This is a genomic window from Gordonia sp. UBA7599 (genome assembly GCA_002477755.1).
Taxonomy (GTDB): Bacteria; Actinomycetota; Actinomycetes; order Mycobacteriales; family Mycobacteriaceae; genus Gordonia.
The window spans coordinates 1-14811 of record DLKD01000093.1; the positions used below are offsets into that span (position 1 = coordinate 1).

Sequence of the window (14811 nt, forward strand, 5' to 3'; positions counted from 1 at the left end):
CGCTGGAACTCGGCGTCGACATCAGCGGCCTCGACGCCGTCGTCATCGCCGGCTACCCAGGCACCGTCGCGTCGTTCTGGCAACAAGCCGGGCGGGCCGGTCGACGGGGGGCGGCGTCGGCGGTCGTCCTCGTCGCGCGCGACGACCCGTTGGACACCTACCTCGTGCACCACCCCGAGGCGCTGCTGCGCAAGCCGGTGGAGGCGACGGTATTCGACCCGATGAACCCCTACGTCCTCAAACCGCACCTGCTGTGCGCGGCCGCCGAGCTGCCGCTCAAACCCGACGAGGTGCAACGCCTCGGGGTCGCCGACGTCGTGGACGAGCTGACCGCCGACGGCCTGCTCCGACGACGCAAGGCAGGGTGGTACCTCTCGGCGGGGCTTGAGCCACACGCCGAGATCGACATCCGGGGTGGAATCGGCGGGCAGATCCTCATCGTCGACACGTCCACGTCGCAGCTGCTGGGCACGGTCGACACCGTCCGGGCCCTCTCGACGGTGCACCCCGGCGCGGTGCACATCCATCAAGGACGGTCGTTCGTCGTCGACGAGCTCGACCTCGACGACGGTCTGGCGCTGGCACACCCGGAGGAGCCGGACTGGACGACCTCACCGCGGGAGACCACCGACATCGAGGTGGTCGCCATGGAGCAGGTGGTCGACCGGGGCGCTCTGCATGTGGCGCTGGTCGAGGTAACCGTCACCTCGCAGGTCGTCGGGTACCTGCGCAAGTTGCACAGCGGCGAGATCCTCGACTCGGTTGAGCTCGACCTGCCGGCGCAGACGCTGCCGACCCGGGCAGTGCAGTACACGCTGACCCCGGAGGCACTGGCGGCCGTCGGGGTCACCGATGTGAACCTGCCCGGCGCGCTGCATGCCGCGGAACACGCGATGATCGGCATGCTGCCGCTGGTGGCGACGTGCGACCGGTGGGACATCGGCGGGCTGTCCACCAACATCCACCCCGACACCGGTCTGCCCACCGTCTTCGTCTACGACGGCTATCCCGGCGGTGCGGGTTTCGCCGACCGCGGCTATGCGGCGTTTGGCGAGTGGGTGGCCGCCACGAGTGAGGCGGTGTCGTCGTGCGGGTGCGAGAAGGGCTGCCCGTCGTGCGTCCAGTCGCCCAAATGTGGGAACGGCAACGAGCCGCTCGACAAGTCCGGGGCCATCGCGGTGCTCGAGTTGATCGGCCGCCTGCTGGGCTGACCCCAACCACCCAACACCGTTTCGTCAATCCAGCATCGACTGATGCTGGGTTGACGAAACGGTGTGGGGTCGAGCGCGGTCAGGCTCGCGCCGACTCCTGGAGTCTTGACCGCGTATCGCCGGGGACACGCGTCCTCGGCAGATCAAACATGTGCGGTAAGCATGACCACCGACGCATGTTGGCGGATGAACGGCCACGGCGAGTCGATAGCAGCAAGGGCCGTCGCGATGTCTGCGGCGTCGGTGTCGTGCATCTCGGTGGCGGACAGCCGCGCCAGTAGCGCGTCGTGTAGTTCGGGACGGCGGTCGAACACCTTCTCCAGTGGGGAATAGTCAAGGCGACCCCGTTTAGACTCGGATAGATACCGGCGGGCGATCACATCCAGTGCGACCTCGGACGGCAGACTCGCCAGAGCAGGGGCGATTTCCCCCAGATAGCCCAGCCAGGCCAACGACGACGCCGCACGAGCACGGACCCGGTGGGGCACCCCCCGATCCCCAAGCGTCTCGAACAACACGTCGACAAGTGGGGCAGCGACAACGGGGATCTGATCGGCGACGTCGGCCCAGACCGGCCACGACTCGGCGTCCACCGGCCGACGCGCCAACAATGCGGCAATGGCTGCGCTACCAGGCCGGCCCAGCTCCCCGAGCATCGCGCCAGCCGCCGCAAGCAGTCCCGGATCCTGGGATCGCCAATCCTCCAAGAGCCCGACCAGCTCGCCGGTACGGCTAGTCGGTGGCAGCGTGGCGAGGCGGGCGAGCGCCCGGCGCCTCGCGCTGATCCGGGGTAGCCGATGCGACAGCTGCACCGGCGTCAGGCAGCGACTGTGCAGATCTCCGTCGTCGTCGCCGATGGCCGCGACCGAGAAGTCCGCGGCAACGCCGCCCTCCAAGGTCAGCGCCACAGTCGCGCGCCGGCACGCCCGGACCAATGTATCGAAGTAGCGATCGGTCACCTGCTCCCAGACCTGTCCACCCGAACCGGCGAAAGCGGTGAGCACTGCGGCCCAACGATCACCGTCACGCGATGTCTCGGCCTGCCACGACCAATCCCCTGGATGAACCGCCCACGGCTCCGAGTTCTCGGCCCGGTCGTGCGTCACTGCAACTGCGGGAAACAGCACCAGCATGTCCCGGGCGTGCAGGTCGAAGAGCGCCGCGGCGCGCGGCAGCGAATCCGGGTTGCGCGCACCGGCGTCGTCCACGCATCGCACGATCTCGTCGGTCAGGAACTGCTCAAAGACATCCCAGTCGAAGGTCCTCACACTCGAATCCAATCGCCGCGCTTGCACGCCACGGCGGGGGCAACCCACCGATCCAGGAAGTTGCGCAATGCTTCGCGGGTCTGGGCACGGTCACCGGGATCAACGATCAGGGATATCAGCATTCGGAGCATGAACTCGACGAGCCCGTCGAGGTCGTCGTCGTCCCACCCGGCCTGCTGCCAGTCGACACCCAGGCTCCCCAAAATTGCTCGACCGGCACCGACCGCGGACTCCGACGTCACGTCCTCCAACACGCCCCCGGACCCGCTCCGATCGAAAAGCAGGGCGAAGCGCCTGTTATCCCGCAGGAGCTCGTAGCACGTGGCGATTCCCTCGACGACGGCCTCGGCCGGATCCACAACGTCAGCGAGGGCGGTAGCCAGCCCCGCCAATAGGTCGGCGCTCGCTTCCCTGGCGACCTCGCGCTGAATCGACTCCGCGTCGGGGAAGTACCGGTAGAGCGTTTGTCGGGTGATCCCCACCTGCCTCGCGACCGATTGGACGCTCACGGCGCGCCCCTCCTCGATCAACGATGCCGCGCCGTCAAGGATCCGCTTCACCGCAGCTTCGTTGTCGGCAGGAGTCGATCCGGCCCAACCGTGTGTGCGCATCGCCTCTCCTCGTCCTGACCAACGCCAGCCGCGTTGCCGAAACCCCGCCTCAACAAGGGTAGACACTTTTCCGAATAAGTGTATGGTCGACGCTCAGATCGCTTACAGATGCGCGCAGCCCGACGCTAGGAGAAGCCCGATGACGACGATGCAGTCCCAGCCGGTCGAGCTCGGCCCCGAGCTCACCCGTCACGCCCTCTCGCTCGCCCTCGCCGAAACCACCGACATGGCCGACGACATCCTGCGCGTGCCACTGAACTACTACAACGACGACAAGCTCGCCGATATCGAAGAGTCGACGATCCTGCGGCGCGCGCCGCTGGCGGTACTGGCGAGCGCGCAGATCCCCAACAGCTTCGACTACGTCGTCCGGTCCGTGATTGGCGACTCGTTGCTGATCACGCGCGATCGCGATGGCCAGGCGCACGTGTTCTTGAATTACTGTCGCCACCGGGGCGCCATGCCGGCCTGCGGCGCTGGCAACTCGCGCAAGTTCACCTGCCCGTATCACGCGTGGGTCTACGACAACAAGGGCCGCCTCAAGGGGGTACCCGGAGCCGCTGGCTTCGAGGCCATCGACCGCGACGAGTACGGACTGGTCGAACTCCCCAACGAAGAGCGCCATGGCTTCATCTGGGCGGTCCTCACCGCTGGCGCCGAGATCGACCTCGACGCGCACCTGGGTCCGATGAACGCCGAACTCGCCCGGTGGAACTACCAAGATTTCGGCTATCACGACGAGCGCTCGCTTACCTCAGAGGTGAGCTGGAAGGGAGCACTGGAAGCCTTCGCGGAGGGCTACCATTTCCCCTTCGTCCACGGGCAGAGCATCATTGGGCGCAGCACGCTGGCGAACACCCACGCTTACGACGAGTTCGGCGACCACCACCGCATCGGCTTCCCGTTCAACTGGATCCTCGACCTGCAGGGCACCGAACCCGGCGACAGCTGGGATCCGGTGGCGCAGATGGGCATCATCTACTGGGTCTACCCCAACCTCATTCTGGCCAACAGCCCGGTGGGGGTCGAGGTGATCGACATCCTCCCGGAGCACTCGGCGACGCGCTGCACGGTCCGCCACAGCTGGATGGCCAAGTATCCGGCGCAGAGCGACGAGCAGCGACAGATGTACGACGAGATCTTCAGCCAGGTCCACGCCGCCGTGCGCGACGAGGATTTCGTGATGCTGCCTCAATGCGGCCAAGGGGTCCGCCACGGCCAGCACGACCACATGGTCATCGGCCGCAACGAGATCGGCGTCCAGCACATGATCCGGGTCATGGCGGACAAGCTAGGCGTCTCGCTGCAGTAAGGCCTCGACTACCGACCCTGCACATATGACCCGGCGGAGCGGCAGTCTCACTCTGCGCCGACCGGACCGGCACGGGCGCGGGCAGATGCGCTGCGGACACCGAAATGGCTCAGGCGCACCGGCACCGCGACCTCGACGTCGACGAACTCGCCGTCGAGCTCGCACGACGCCAACCGCAACGACGAGTCGCCTTGCGCGCGCACCAACCGCTCGGCGGCGGCGCACGGCTCCGCCGAGCCGGTGAGCGCGGCCGATGCCGCTGCCAGTGCGGCGAGTTCGGCGGCGGCGGTGGCACGGTGGCGCGCCACCACGGCCGTCCCGACGAGGACCAACGACGCCGTCAGCACGACCAGGCAGGCGATGACCGCCACCCCGAGGACCGTGGCCGAACCATCCTCGTCGTGCACCCGTCGCACCACCGACCACCGAACCGTCGCCACGTCACCCTCACGGAGAGGCCGGCGCAGGTGCATCACTGTCGTCCTCGCGCGGTTCCATGAGCGCGATAGCGCTACCTCCGACGGTCAGCAACGGCAGAAGCGGTACGCCGGCCTCGACCCGGACGACTACCTCGTCGCCCCGCTGCTCGACGGCAATGCGGGCTCCTCCGGGCGCCGCGGCGGCACCGACCGACCGGGCACGGGCATCGCCGGCTGCGGTCAACCGGGCCACCTCACGCGCGGCGTCGGCGCACCGCAGCGTCGTCGTCATGGCCGCCAACCCACCCACGCACAACATGAGGACGACGCTGATCGCCGCGATCGCATACGCCGCCTCGACAGTCGCCATACCCGACTCGTCACGCAGGAGACCGTGCATCCGGCGGTAGAGCAGGTAGCCCGCGCTCACCCGACCGTCGTCGTCAGTGCCTTGGCGATGATGTTCGTCAACGCACTGACCACCGAATTACCGGTGACGACGGTGTAAAGCAGCGCGCCAAAGCCCGCGGCGGCAATCGTCCCGATGGCGTACTCCGCTGTTCGGCTTTACTACCGTGTCGTATGATCCGACAAATGGGGGTAGCGAAGAAGAAGGTAGCGAAGCGGGCGCTGATCGTTGTACGGCTGTCGCGGGTGACCGAGGCGACCACGTCACCGGAGCGGCAGCTGCAGGCGTGCCGAGAACTGTGCGAGCAGCGCGGCTACGAGGTCATCGGCGTGGCCGAGGACCTGGACGTGAGCGCCGGCGCGACAACGCCTTTCGATCGACCGGAGCTCGGGCGGTGGCTGCGTGAGCGCCATCACGAGGTCGACGTGCTGGTCTTCTACCGGATGGATCGCCTCGTCAGGCGGCTGCTCGATCTGGCGGAGATGATCCGGTGGGCGCAGGATCATCGAATCGTATTGGTAAGCGCCACAGAGTCTTTCCTGGATCTCACGCAGCCCTTCGGCGACATCATCGCGCTGCTGGTCGCCAAGGTCGCGGAGATGGAACTGGCGGCGATTGCGACGCGGAATCACGCCGCTTTCACGCACAACTTCCGCGCCGGGAAATGGCGTGGCGGCGTACCGCCATGGGGGTACCGACCGGAGCGGGTCGAGGGTGAGTGGCGTCTGGTGCAGGATTCTGAGCAGGTCGAGGTGATCCACGAGGTCGTAAAGCGCGTGCTCGCGGGTGAGCCTCTACGGGCGATCGCTCACGACCTGACGCGGCGAGGAGTGCTGACGCCGAAAGACCGCTTCGCGCAGCTGCGCGGCCGCGAGGTCCGGGGTTATGAGTGGCACTCGGCGCCGCTCAAGCGCGCGCTGACCTCTCGCACACTGCTGGGACAGGTCGTCGGCCGGGAGCCGGTGCTCGACGAGGACGGAAATCCGGTGCGCGACAGCCGGGGGCACCGCGTGCTGGGACCGGAGCGGGTGCTGACCGACGACAGCGGTAGGCCGCTGGTGCGGGCCGATCCGATCCTGAGCAGGTCGATGTTCGATCGTGTGGCCAAGGAACTGGCGAACCGCGAAAACCGCCAAGAGCCGACCAAGCGCACCACAGGGCTGCTCACCGGGGTACTGGTCTGTGGAGTGTGTGGTCGCAGAGCGTACCGGCTCAAGGGCGGCCAGGGCCGCAAGCCCCGGTATCGCTGCGCCTCGGCCCAGTACGCAGCCACGTGCGAGAACCGCAGCATCCCACTGCGGCTGGCCGAGCAGACACTCGAGGACCGCCTGCTGAGCGTGCTCGGCGACATGGAGCGAATGCAGCGTGTCTGGTACGAGGGCAGCGACCACAGCGACGAGCTCGCTGAGGTGGACGAGGCACTGGCTGACCTCACCGATGCGCTCGGCACCGGCGCGTACAAGCGCGGCACGCCGCAGCGGGCGCGGCTGGATGAGCGGATCGCGGCGCTGGCGGCGCGGCGGGAGGAGTTGGCGGCGATGCCGCAGGAGCCCGCGCAGTGGCGGTACGAGGGCACGGGAGAGTCGTTCGGCCAGTGGTGGGCAACGGCCGGCCACACCGAGCGCAACGTGTGGCTGCGAGAGAACGTCTCGATGCGGTGGTTCTCCCACAGCGAGGGTGCCCGGACGGTGGTCGATGACATCGAGATCGCGATGAAAGCGCCGGACCTGGACGGCGGTGTGCTGCTGCGGCCTATCGCGGAGCTGGCGCGGTTGAAGTCCGTCGGTGCATGGACAGCAGCGGGGCTCAGTGACCTGCCAGAGGCCATGGCCGCGGTGTGGATGCGGCAGGGGCCTGCGCAGCCGAGCGTCGTGGAGGAGGAGCCGGAGCGACCGCGGCGGCGCCGGGCGGTGAAGAAGACGGCGACCATGCCGCGGAAGGGTGCCGCCAAGCAGCGTCGGTGACCCGCTGAGGCCCCCGGATGGCTGGCAGGCGGCGGTGGTGGCCTGCCGAGGCACGAGGCCGGCCAGGGCCGCTGGCGAGGACGGCGGCGTGCTGCTGTGGCTGGGTCCGGTGGGTCACGACGTGTTGGTGGAGCGCATGCACTGCTGGGCAGGACCTCGGCGGTCTGCCTGCGGTGGCGTAGTCCCTGCAGGCATGGCGTCCTTTTCACGTCTTAACTCCACAGTGCTGTGGCACAGCGCGGTTGGTCAGGACGTGTTGGTGGAGTGCATGCCGCGGGGGGTGTCCCTATGGTTTGGTCAAGCGGGGGCAGCAGCGGGGGTGCGGTAGAAGGTCTTGTTCTTGAGCATGGCGTAGAGGACGTCGCAGCGACGGCGTGCCAGACAGATCAACGCGGCATTGTGCTTCTTGCCCTCAGCGCGTTTGCGGTCGTAGTAGGCGCGACTGGTCGGGTCGTGTAACGCGGCGAAAGCGGACAGGAACAACACCCGTTTGAGTTTGCGGTTACCCGACCGGGCGGGGTGCTCACCACGGATCGACGAGCCGGAACGGTGGGTCACCGGGGCGATACCGGCGTAGGCCGCCAGATGCGCCGCAGAGGCGAACGCCGAGCCGTCACCGACCTCGAGCAGGATCCGGGCTGCGGTCCTGACGCCGACGCCGGGCATCGACATCAGGACCTGGGAAAGAGGGTGGTCATCGAGCATCCTCTCCACATCTTCAGCAATGCTCTTGCGCTGTTGCAGAACCTCTTTCAAGGAATCTGCGAGCTTCGGCAGGACGATCTCGGCGGCGTTGCTGCCTGGCACCGTCACGCTCTGGGCATCGAGCGCGGTGAGGATTTCCTCGGCCAGTCGGGCGCCCATCCGCGGGGCATGCTTGGTTGCGAGTGTGGTGAGTCGGCGTTTGCCCGCTTTGCGGATGCCGACCGGCCCGCCACATCGCGACAGGATTTCGAGGACCGCCGGATGCGCGATCCTGGGACCGAGAACCCGTTCGAGGGCAGGGTGGATTCCGGTGAGCAATCCGCGGATGCGGTTGCTGATCCGGGTGGCCTCACCGGCGAGGTCGTCGTCGAACCCGACGAGCACCCCGAGCTCAGCCAGGGCCTCGTCGCCGACATCGATCCGGCGCAGCGTGTGCGGCATCGTGCGGGCGGTGTCGGCGATGATGAACGCATCTCGGGCGTCGGTCTTGGCCTGGCCGGGGTACAGATCGGCGACGCGCCGCATCGTCAACCCCGGCAAGTACGCCACAGCGTGTCCGCAGGCGCGGGCGACGGTGACCGGCAGGGCACCGATCGTGTTCGGCTGGTCGACGATCACCAACACCGGGCCGTGTTCTGCCAGGCGGTCGAACACGGTCCGCAGTTTGGCTTCGTCGTTGGGCAGGGCTTTGTCGAACAGGCGGGTGCCGGCGGGGTCGAGTCCGACGGCGTGGTGTTCGCCTTTGCCCACGTCGATGCCGCAGAACACGGCGTAGGTCGGGTCCATGAAGCGTGCCTTTCGTTCCGCTCCGGACGGTCACCGATCAGACGTCGACACCCGGCACCCACGTTACGAAGAGACCTGCCCGGTGCTCGATGCAAACAGGCGGCCCTGTCCCTATCAGCGGTCCATCGACGTCACCAGGTTCGGCGACACCACCCCCCGGATCATTCGAGAGACAGGGGCAAGAAGTCATACCGAACTTGGCGACCGTGGCCCCGCGGTGCGGGACTACGAAGAAGGTAACGGGGCTTCAGTGGCCTGCCTGCGGTGGCGAGACGGTCGTGTCCCAGACTTGTCCCAGCTGTCCCAAATCTGGTGGTACAGATTTGGGACAGTGTTTTCGCAGGTAGAGCGTTGTTTCCTGGTGATCTGTCCCAATCTTGTTTATTGGATTTGGGACAGTGTTTTCGCAGGTGAAGTGCTGTTTCAGGTGTGTTTGTCCCAAATTTGAGAGCAGTAGAGTTCGCAGGATTGTTCTGGCCGTGGCTTTCACAAGAGTGGCTTCGACCTGCCACGGATTTGGGACAGATGAGCGACCTGGGGAAATGCAACAGCGCAAGTCTTTGACCTGCGAAAACGCTGTCCCAAAAATCCTGGAACATTTTTGGGACAGACCCCTTCGTGACAGCACTACTGTCACTTTGGTGCCACTTTGCTGTCACTCAAGTGCCACTTAAGTGCTGGTTTCGTGTCGCGTTGCGGGGAGGGCCACGACGGTGGATGGCGGCGGCTCGCTTGACTGTGCGAAGTCGTTGCCGTGCAGCGACCTGGGTCACGATGTAGGAGGCAGTCGCCGACGCCGGTGTTTATACATATAAGTATAAAGCAGCGCGCGAAAGTTGCAGCTTGCACCACCGTTTTGTGACGAAGATCACATCTTCGTTGCTGCACAGGTCTTGCGGAGTAATTGCTCGTGTGCTCATGACGTCACCCAGCGGTGTTATTCGGTAGCGGCTGCGACCTGCGAATATGGCCGGTTCCGAGAAAGTCTGAGGCGACAGGTGACGTCATCTCGGCCCGGCTCTCAGCGATTGTCGTTGGCGTCCTTCGCGCCTTCTGACCTGGGCTTTTGTAGCTTCCTGGTGTCAGCGGGGTCGCCCCGTTTCTTCGTATGGTGAGGGTGCAGCTGAGCAAATGAACAGCTGCACGAAAGCCGGAGACGGAGGAAGGGGTCGAGATGCTGACACCGGTCGAGCATGTGGAGTGCGAGGATCTGCGGCCGTTGGTGCAAGTGGCCAAGGCGGCGGGTGTCCCCGCCTATGCGGTGCGCCGCATGGTCTACCGCGGAGAGCTCCCGGCGGTACGCCGTGGTCCTCGTGGGCACTGGCAGCTGCCGCTGAGCGTGGTCGAGCGACTGCGCGAGCTGTACACCCTGCAGGCGAACGAGGCTTTCGTGGCCATCGCCTGAGAAATGACTTGAGGGCGCCGGTGATGGCAACACCGACGCCCTCGGGGAGTCCTTCAACCAAATCCCTGTGCGATGAGATTGGACTGATTGATGACTACAGCATATCGGACTTCCGTGTCCGATGATAAGTTCGCGGGCCCGGATGCGGGAGAGGTTGTCGCTTCTCCGCAGCGTCCCGGTGCGTCCCTGGAAGGGCCTGTGGCGTCCCCGGAGGCGCCGGGGCCTGGTACCACTCGGGAGCCCGGTTACGGCGCTCCGATCGGTCTGCTGCGTGCTCATGCGGCTGGGTGGATTGCCGCGCAGATCCGCACGTTGCCCCGGGAACGGCGCCCGGCTCCTCCGGCAATCCGGGCGATGATCGTCGGTGAGATCAATCGCCAGTTCGCCATGCAGATCGAGCGAATCAAGAGCGGCGAGATTCTGGGTCCGTTCCCGCCGAAGACCGGCACGAAGGATCTGATCCCGACGGATCTGGCCCCACTGCTGCAGGAACTGCATGGGGTGGTGGCGATTGTGCCGGATACACGAGCCGCAGGTTCTGCGGGTCAAGGCAAGCGGGCCGATGGCGAGCCGCTGGTCGCCTACTACGACGATGATCCGGCCAGTGACACCTACGGGCTCCACGTGACACAGGAATCGAAGCTCCATGCGCTGGCTTCGTCCTATTTCCCGCTGAGTGACAAGGCATTTTCCGAGCTCATGGGTGTGCTGCGGTCATCGTCGCCGCGTAGGACCTACGCGCCGGACGCGAATCTGATTCCGTGCCGCAATGGGGTCGTGGAGTACAACTGCGGCAACCCGACGTTTCGCGAGTTCAGCCCCGAGCATGTCTTCTTGGGCAAACTCGAGGTCGCCTGGAACCCGGATGCCGAGAACGTCGAGATCGAGATGCCTGACGGCGAGATCTGGGATGTCGAGTCCTGGATGGCTTCCCTCGATGATGACCCCGAGGTCGTCGATCTGCTCTGGAAGTGCGTGGGCGCTGTGGCTCGCCCCTACACGAGCTGGCGCAAGGCGTTGCTGCCGTTCTCGGTTAAGGGCAATAACGGTAAGGGCACTCTCGTGCGGCTCATGCGCAACCTCGTGGGCGCGTCTGCGGCGAGCATTCCGATCGCTGACTTCGGTCGGGAGTTCCGCCTGGAGCCACTGCTGAGCTCCACGGCGATCCTCGTTGATGAGAACCCGGTCGGGACGTTCATCGAGGACAGCGCGAACTTCAAGGCAGTGATCACCAACGACGTGATCTTGGTGAACCGCAAGAACCGGCCGGTGGTCTCGCACCAGCACTTCGGCTTCATGGTCCAGTGCCTCAACGAGGAGCCGGTGTTCCGCGACAAGTCGCCGTCGCTGCTGAGGCGATTCATTCTGCTGCCGTTCACCAAGTGCTTCACGGGTATCGAGCGGCCGTACATCAAGGAGGACTATCTCGGCCGGCCCGAGGTGCTGGAATACGTGCTCAAGCGCGTACTGACGATGGACTATGACGAGCTACCGGAGCCACGGAAATGCCGCGAGGCGCTGGCTCGCTTCCGGGAGAGCAACGACTCGGTGTTGGCCTTCTGGAACGAGGTCAAGAACGATCTGACCTGGGATTTGGTGCCTCGACAGTTCATGTGCGACCTCTTCCGGGGCTGGTGCAAGAAGAACATGCCGACCCAGGAGCGGCAGATGGCATCCGGCAAGTTCTGGCAGGCGCTTGTCAACGTGATCGACACCGACCCTGACAGCCCTTTCATGGTGGCGCGCAAGCCGGACTCGGATGACTTGAGGGAAATGCGGCCGTCGGGGGCAATGACTGAGCCTGAGCTGCTGATCTATCTGTACGACCTGGTCGACTGGAGTAACCCCCAGGTTCCGAAGGCAAAGGTCGATGCGGAGAACACCCAGTTCGGCTACGAGAAGGAGCGGACCAAGCACTGCACGTTCCCTCTGTACCGCCAGGCGAAGAAGTATCGGGGTCTTGTGCGTCGGCCTGGGTGGTCACAGGCCGAGATTGCTGATCGCCAGCGCGCCGCTGTGCTTGCCGAGATCGATGCTCGCGGGACGGAACGCCCGAACCCGGCAGAGGTCGTTGACCAGGACGGCCCACAGGCCGAGAGCGAGCCCGCCTACCAGGCTCCGGCAACGCCCGCGGCTCCCGCCGCACCGGCTGCTCCGGTCGCCGTCAACCCCGACGATCCGTTCGCCGGGTCCCCGCTGCCGAGTATGGGCGCTGAAGGCGGTGCGTCCTGGCGGGCGTGGAGCCCTACCGAGCCCGCTACTCCAGCTGCCTCGCAGACACCTGAGCCGGCCTACGAACCTGACTTCGAGGACCCGTTCGCCGGGTCCCCGCTGCCGAGCATGGGCGCTGAAGGCGGTGCGTCATGACTCCTCACCTGACCGACGTCGTACCCAGCAGCAAGAGATCTATGAGCCCGAAGGAGGGGCAGTGATGAAGAAGAAGCAGACGCGCCCGCTCTCGCGGGCTGAGTTCGAGCGTGAGCTCGCAGCGGCTGTCGAGGGTCGCCCGTGCGACCGCGGGGTCGCACAGTTCTGGGCCGAGATGTCAGAGACCCTGGGCGTGCGCGCTGCGGCGATGACGCCGGCCGGCATCGAGATGCTGCGCCACACGAAGGGGGGTGCGGCATGAGCGAGAAGGGTTGGCACAGGGTCGCCAGTTGGTACTGGTGGGCGATCCTGGCGCTGAGTGTGGTCGTCAGTTCCTACGGCAACGTGCGTCACGCTGAGCTGATCGCCCCGGCCGAGGTCTTGACCGAAGCGAAGTGGATCGGTGGGGCCCTGCCGGTGACTTTGCTTCTGATGGTCGAGGGGATCGCGTTCGGTGTCCGCAGCGGCGTTGCGGGGTGGCAGCGGACACTCGCGACCGTCATCGTGGGCTCGCTCGGTGCGGTGGTGCTCGCTTCGAGCTACATCGGGTTGCTCAGTGTGGTGGAGCTGACCGAGCTGTTCGCCGGTGGCACCTGGTTCTTGAACCTGGGTCTGGCCGCGGTGCCCGATCTCCTCATGATCGCGAGCACGGTCTATGTCATGTCCCTGCGTCGCCCGGCGGAGGCTGAGGTGTCGGAGGATCGTCAGCCGAGCCGCTGGTCGCGGATCGCCGGCAATCTGCTCGATCGCGTGGAGTCCGCGACGGAAGCTCATTCTGACGCTGACGACGCGCGCGCCGACGTGGTGAGCCGCGGCTCGGATCACGAGGCGGCTCAGCCGGTGGATCGGCCTGCTCCGCGGCACGCGGCTCAGGGTGAGCCGACCCCGGTGGCTCAGCCTGTGGATCACGGCTCGGCGCCTGTGGCTCAGCCGGTGGATCACGGGGTGATCCGTGAACCGGCTCAGCCGGTGGATCAGGCGGCTCACCCCTCTGACCTGCGTGAACCGGAAGTGATCCGCGAGGGCGACGAGGTGGATCAGGTCGGCATCGAGCCGATCCCCGCAGACCTCGAGCAGGTGATCCAGGAGGTGATCCGCGAGGCGAATCGGGAGTGGTTCACGGTGAGCCGTGGTTCGGATGAACCGGTGGATCAGTGGCTGAGCCACGAGGCGGATCACCCGGCGGATCACGAGCCGGTTCAGGAGGTGATCCGCGAGGCGAACCATGATGTGGATCAGGCGCGTGAGCCGCGGCCGAGCCGCGAACCGATCCGGCCGAGCCACGGTTCGGCGGCGGCCGAGGATCGGCTGGCCGAGCTGGCGCGGCAGACGGCAGAGGCGCTGGGCGGTGACGCCGATGAAGATCTGATCCGCCAAGCCCTGGTGCTGCAGGAGTCCGGGCTGTCGCTGCGGAAGACGAGCACCGAGCTGGACGTCCCGTACTCGACGCTGCGGCGGTGGGTGGCTCGAGCCAAGGAGTTGGCCGAGGCGACGCCACGACTGCGCGTCATCAGCAACTAGGCCCCGCAGACAGCCCCCTGGAGCACGTCTCCAGGGGGCTTTCTCGTGTCCAGAGGGCAGCAGAGTGGCACTACGGTGTCACTACCGCGGCAGTAGTCGGTCGACAAAGCGGTAGTTGAGTGACAGTACAACTGCCGCATTCCTGTCGTGCGCCGAGGCAGTGCTGTCTCAGTGACACGAAACCGGCACTTGAGCGGCACCACAACAGCACTTGAGCGGCACCAAAGTGACAGTTGTGCTGTCACGAAAGGCCTTGTCACCGCCTGTGGAGAAACAGCCTCAGACCGCTGCGAGTTTCCAGCAGAGTTTCCAGCAGAGTTTCTCCGCAGGCTCTCCTCAACGGGCTTCGGAGGCCTTGTGCCGCCCGTTGAGCCAGCCCATCGCTGCAGTGACTGGCGCCGCGGTGGACGCCTGCCGCAGACCCGCCGGGAAGGGTGCGCCGAATAGGTGCACTCGACCGGTGGGGATCGGCCGGCGGCCTCGTCTCGGGGGTTCCGGAGGCGGATGCGAGCTAGCGAGCATTTGCCGCAGGGGCCCCTTCCCGGCTGCGGTGTGCCGGGTCCGGTTTTTTCTCGGGCGGGCCTCGGCCCGCTTGCCCCCGGCAGGGCGCCAAGCGAGCGCAGCGAGCGGTTTGGACAAGCCGAGCGTAGCGAGGAGTGAGGGCGAAGCCCGATCGACTTGTCCAATGGCGCCTTGGACACGACGGTGTGTCAGGGGTAGCATCAGCCGGGGAAGCGAAGCGAGGGACCCGGCTGATGCGAGGGTCCCCTGGCACAGCGGCGTGGCCGGGACCGAAGGACGTGCGGGGCGGGTGAGGAGCGTTAGCGACGAGC

General features: G+C 66.2%; 12 protein-coding genes and 1 pseudogene. 7 read left to right on the forward strand and 6 right to left on the reverse strand.

Annotated elements, in window-relative coordinates; all coding sequences use genetic code 11:
• Nucleotides 1–1211 (forward strand): Zn-binding domain-containing protein (locus B4L26_RS10885; protein WP_290718881.1); only part of this gene is annotated, 1211 nt, incomplete at its 5' end.
• A gap of 143 nt (nt 1212–1354) precedes the next feature.
• Here the strand turns inward: B4L26_RS10885 and B4L26_RS10890 are convergent.
• Both B4L26_RS10890 and B4L26_RS10895 read right to left on the reverse strand, forming a co-directional pair.
• Entirely contained in the window at nt 1355–2479 is a 1125-nt protein-coding gene (locus B4L26_RS10890; RefSeq protein ID WP_290718883.1) for a hypothetical protein, read from the reverse strand.
• Complete coding sequence (locus B4L26_RS10895; RefSeq protein ID WP_290718884.1) at nt 2476–3090, reverse strand: TetR/AcrR family transcriptional regulator; 615 nt, start codon at nt 3088–3090, stop codon at nt 2476–2478. The genes B4L26_RS10890 and B4L26_RS10895 overlap by 4 nt, the downstream gene beginning before the upstream one ends.
• A 139-nt stretch (nt 3091–3229) precedes the next feature.
• Here B4L26_RS10895 and B4L26_RS10900 point away from each other — a divergent pair, with 139 nt between their 5' ends.
• A complete protein-coding gene (locus B4L26_RS10900) occupies nt 3230–4402 on the forward strand; it encodes an aromatic ring-hydroxylating oxygenase subunit alpha (RefSeq protein WP_290718886.1) in 1173 nt (390 codons plus the stop codon).
• Between the two features lie 47 nt (nt 4403–4449).
• On the opposite strand, the gene B4L26_RS10905 is transcribed toward B4L26_RS10900, so the two are convergent.
• The 3 genes and pseudogenes from B4L26_RS10905 to B4L26_RS10915 all read right to left on the reverse strand — a co-directional run.
• Nucleotides 4450–4875 carry an Rv3654c family TadE-like protein gene (locus B4L26_RS10905; protein WP_290718888.1) on the reverse strand — a complete coding sequence of 142 codons (426 nt, stop codon included), beginning with the start codon at nt 4873–4875 and terminating at the stop codon, nt 4450–4452.
• Complete coding sequence (locus B4L26_RS10910; protein ID WP_324551371.1) at nt 4850–5251, reverse strand: TadE family type IV pilus minor pilin; 402 nt, start codon at nt 5249–5251, stop codon at nt 4850–4852. The genes B4L26_RS10905 and B4L26_RS10910 overlap by 26 nt, the downstream gene beginning before the upstream one ends.
• Nucleotides 5248–5382, reverse strand: a pseudogene (locus B4L26_RS10915) (DUF4244 domain-containing protein); the annotation flags it as partial. The pseudogene B4L26_RS10915 and the gene B4L26_RS10910, both read right to left, overlap by 4 nt.
• A gap of 33 nt (nt 5383–5415) precedes the next feature.
• On the opposite strand from B4L26_RS10915, the gene B4L26_RS10920 reads away from it, so the two are divergent.
• Complete coding sequence (locus B4L26_RS10920; protein ID WP_290718890.1) at nt 5416–7194, forward strand: recombinase family protein; 1779 nt, start codon at nt 5416–5418, stop codon at nt 7192–7194.
• A 297-nt stretch (nt 7195–7491) separates the two neighbouring features.
• Here the strand turns inward: B4L26_RS10920 and B4L26_RS10925 are convergent, their stop codons facing one another.
• Entirely contained in the window at nt 7492–8685 is a 1194-nt protein-coding gene (locus tag B4L26_RS10925) for an IS110 family transposase (RefSeq protein ID WP_005196966.1), read from the reverse strand.
• A gap of 1174 nt (nt 8686–9859) precedes the next feature.
• On the opposite strand from B4L26_RS10925, the gene B4L26_RS10930 reads away from it, so the two are divergent.
• From B4L26_RS10930 to B4L26_RS10945, 4 genes are all read left to right on the forward strand, one after another.
• Nucleotides 9860–10090, forward strand: a complete 231-nt coding sequence (locus B4L26_RS10930; protein WP_280475277.1) for a hypothetical protein — start codon at nt 9860–9862, stop codon at nt 10088–10090.
• A gap of 354 nt (nt 10091–10444) precedes the next feature.
• Nucleotides 10445–12457, forward strand: a complete 2013-nt coding sequence (locus tag B4L26_RS10935) for a DNA primase family protein (protein ID WP_290718896.1) — start codon at nt 10445–10447, stop codon at nt 12455–12457.
• Between the two features lie 64 nt (nt 12458–12521).
• Nucleotides 12522–12719: a hypothetical protein gene (locus tag B4L26_RS10940; RefSeq protein ID WP_280475281.1), complete on the forward strand. Its 198-nt coding sequence runs from the start codon at nt 12522–12524 to the stop codon at nt 12717–12719.
• Nucleotides 12716–13978, forward strand: coding sequence for a hypothetical protein (locus B4L26_RS10945; protein ID WP_280475283.1), 1263 nt, complete (start codon nt 12716–12718; stop codon nt 13976–13978). The genes B4L26_RS10940 and B4L26_RS10945 overlap by 4 nt, the downstream gene beginning before the upstream one ends.
• Nucleotides 13979–14811 lie beyond the last annotated feature (833 nt).

Bases quoted from the DNA above. Each gene is read 5' to 3' on its own strand.
- B4L26_RS10895 (WP_290718884.1), bottom strand. From the start codon at position 3,090: ATGCGCACACACGGTTGGGCCGGATCGACTCCTGCCGACAACGAAGCT.
- B4L26_RS10900 (WP_290718886.1), top strand. From the start codon at position 3,230: ATGACGACGATGCAGTCCCAGCCGGTCGAGCTCGGCCCCGAGCTCACC.
- B4L26_RS10905 (WP_290718888.1), bottom strand. From the start codon at position 4,875: ATGCACCTGCGCCGGCCTCTCCGTGAGGGTGACGTGGCGACGGTTCGG.
- B4L26_RS10920 (WP_290718890.1), top strand. From the start codon at position 5,416: ATGGGGGTAGCGAAGAAGAAGGTAGCGAAGCGGGCGCTGATCGTTGTA.
- B4L26_RS10925 (WP_005196966.1), bottom strand. From the start codon at position 8,685: ATGGACCCGACCTACGCCGTGTTCTGCGGCATCGACGTGGGCAAAGGC.
- B4L26_RS10930 (WP_280475277.1), top strand. From the start codon at position 9,860: ATGCTGACACCGGTCGAGCATGTGGAGTGCGAGGATCTGCGGCCGTTG.
- B4L26_RS10935 (WP_290718896.1), top strand. From the start codon at position 10,445: ATGATCGTCGGTGAGATCAATCGCCAGTTCGCCATGCAGATCGAGCGA.
- B4L26_RS10940 (WP_280475281.1), top strand. From the start codon at position 12,522: ATGAAGAAGAAGCAGACGCGCCCGCTCTCGCGGGCTGAGTTCGAGCGT.
- B4L26_RS10945 (WP_280475283.1), top strand. From the start codon at position 12,716: ATGAGCGAGAAGGGTTGGCACAGGGTCGCCAGTTGGTACTGGTGGGCG.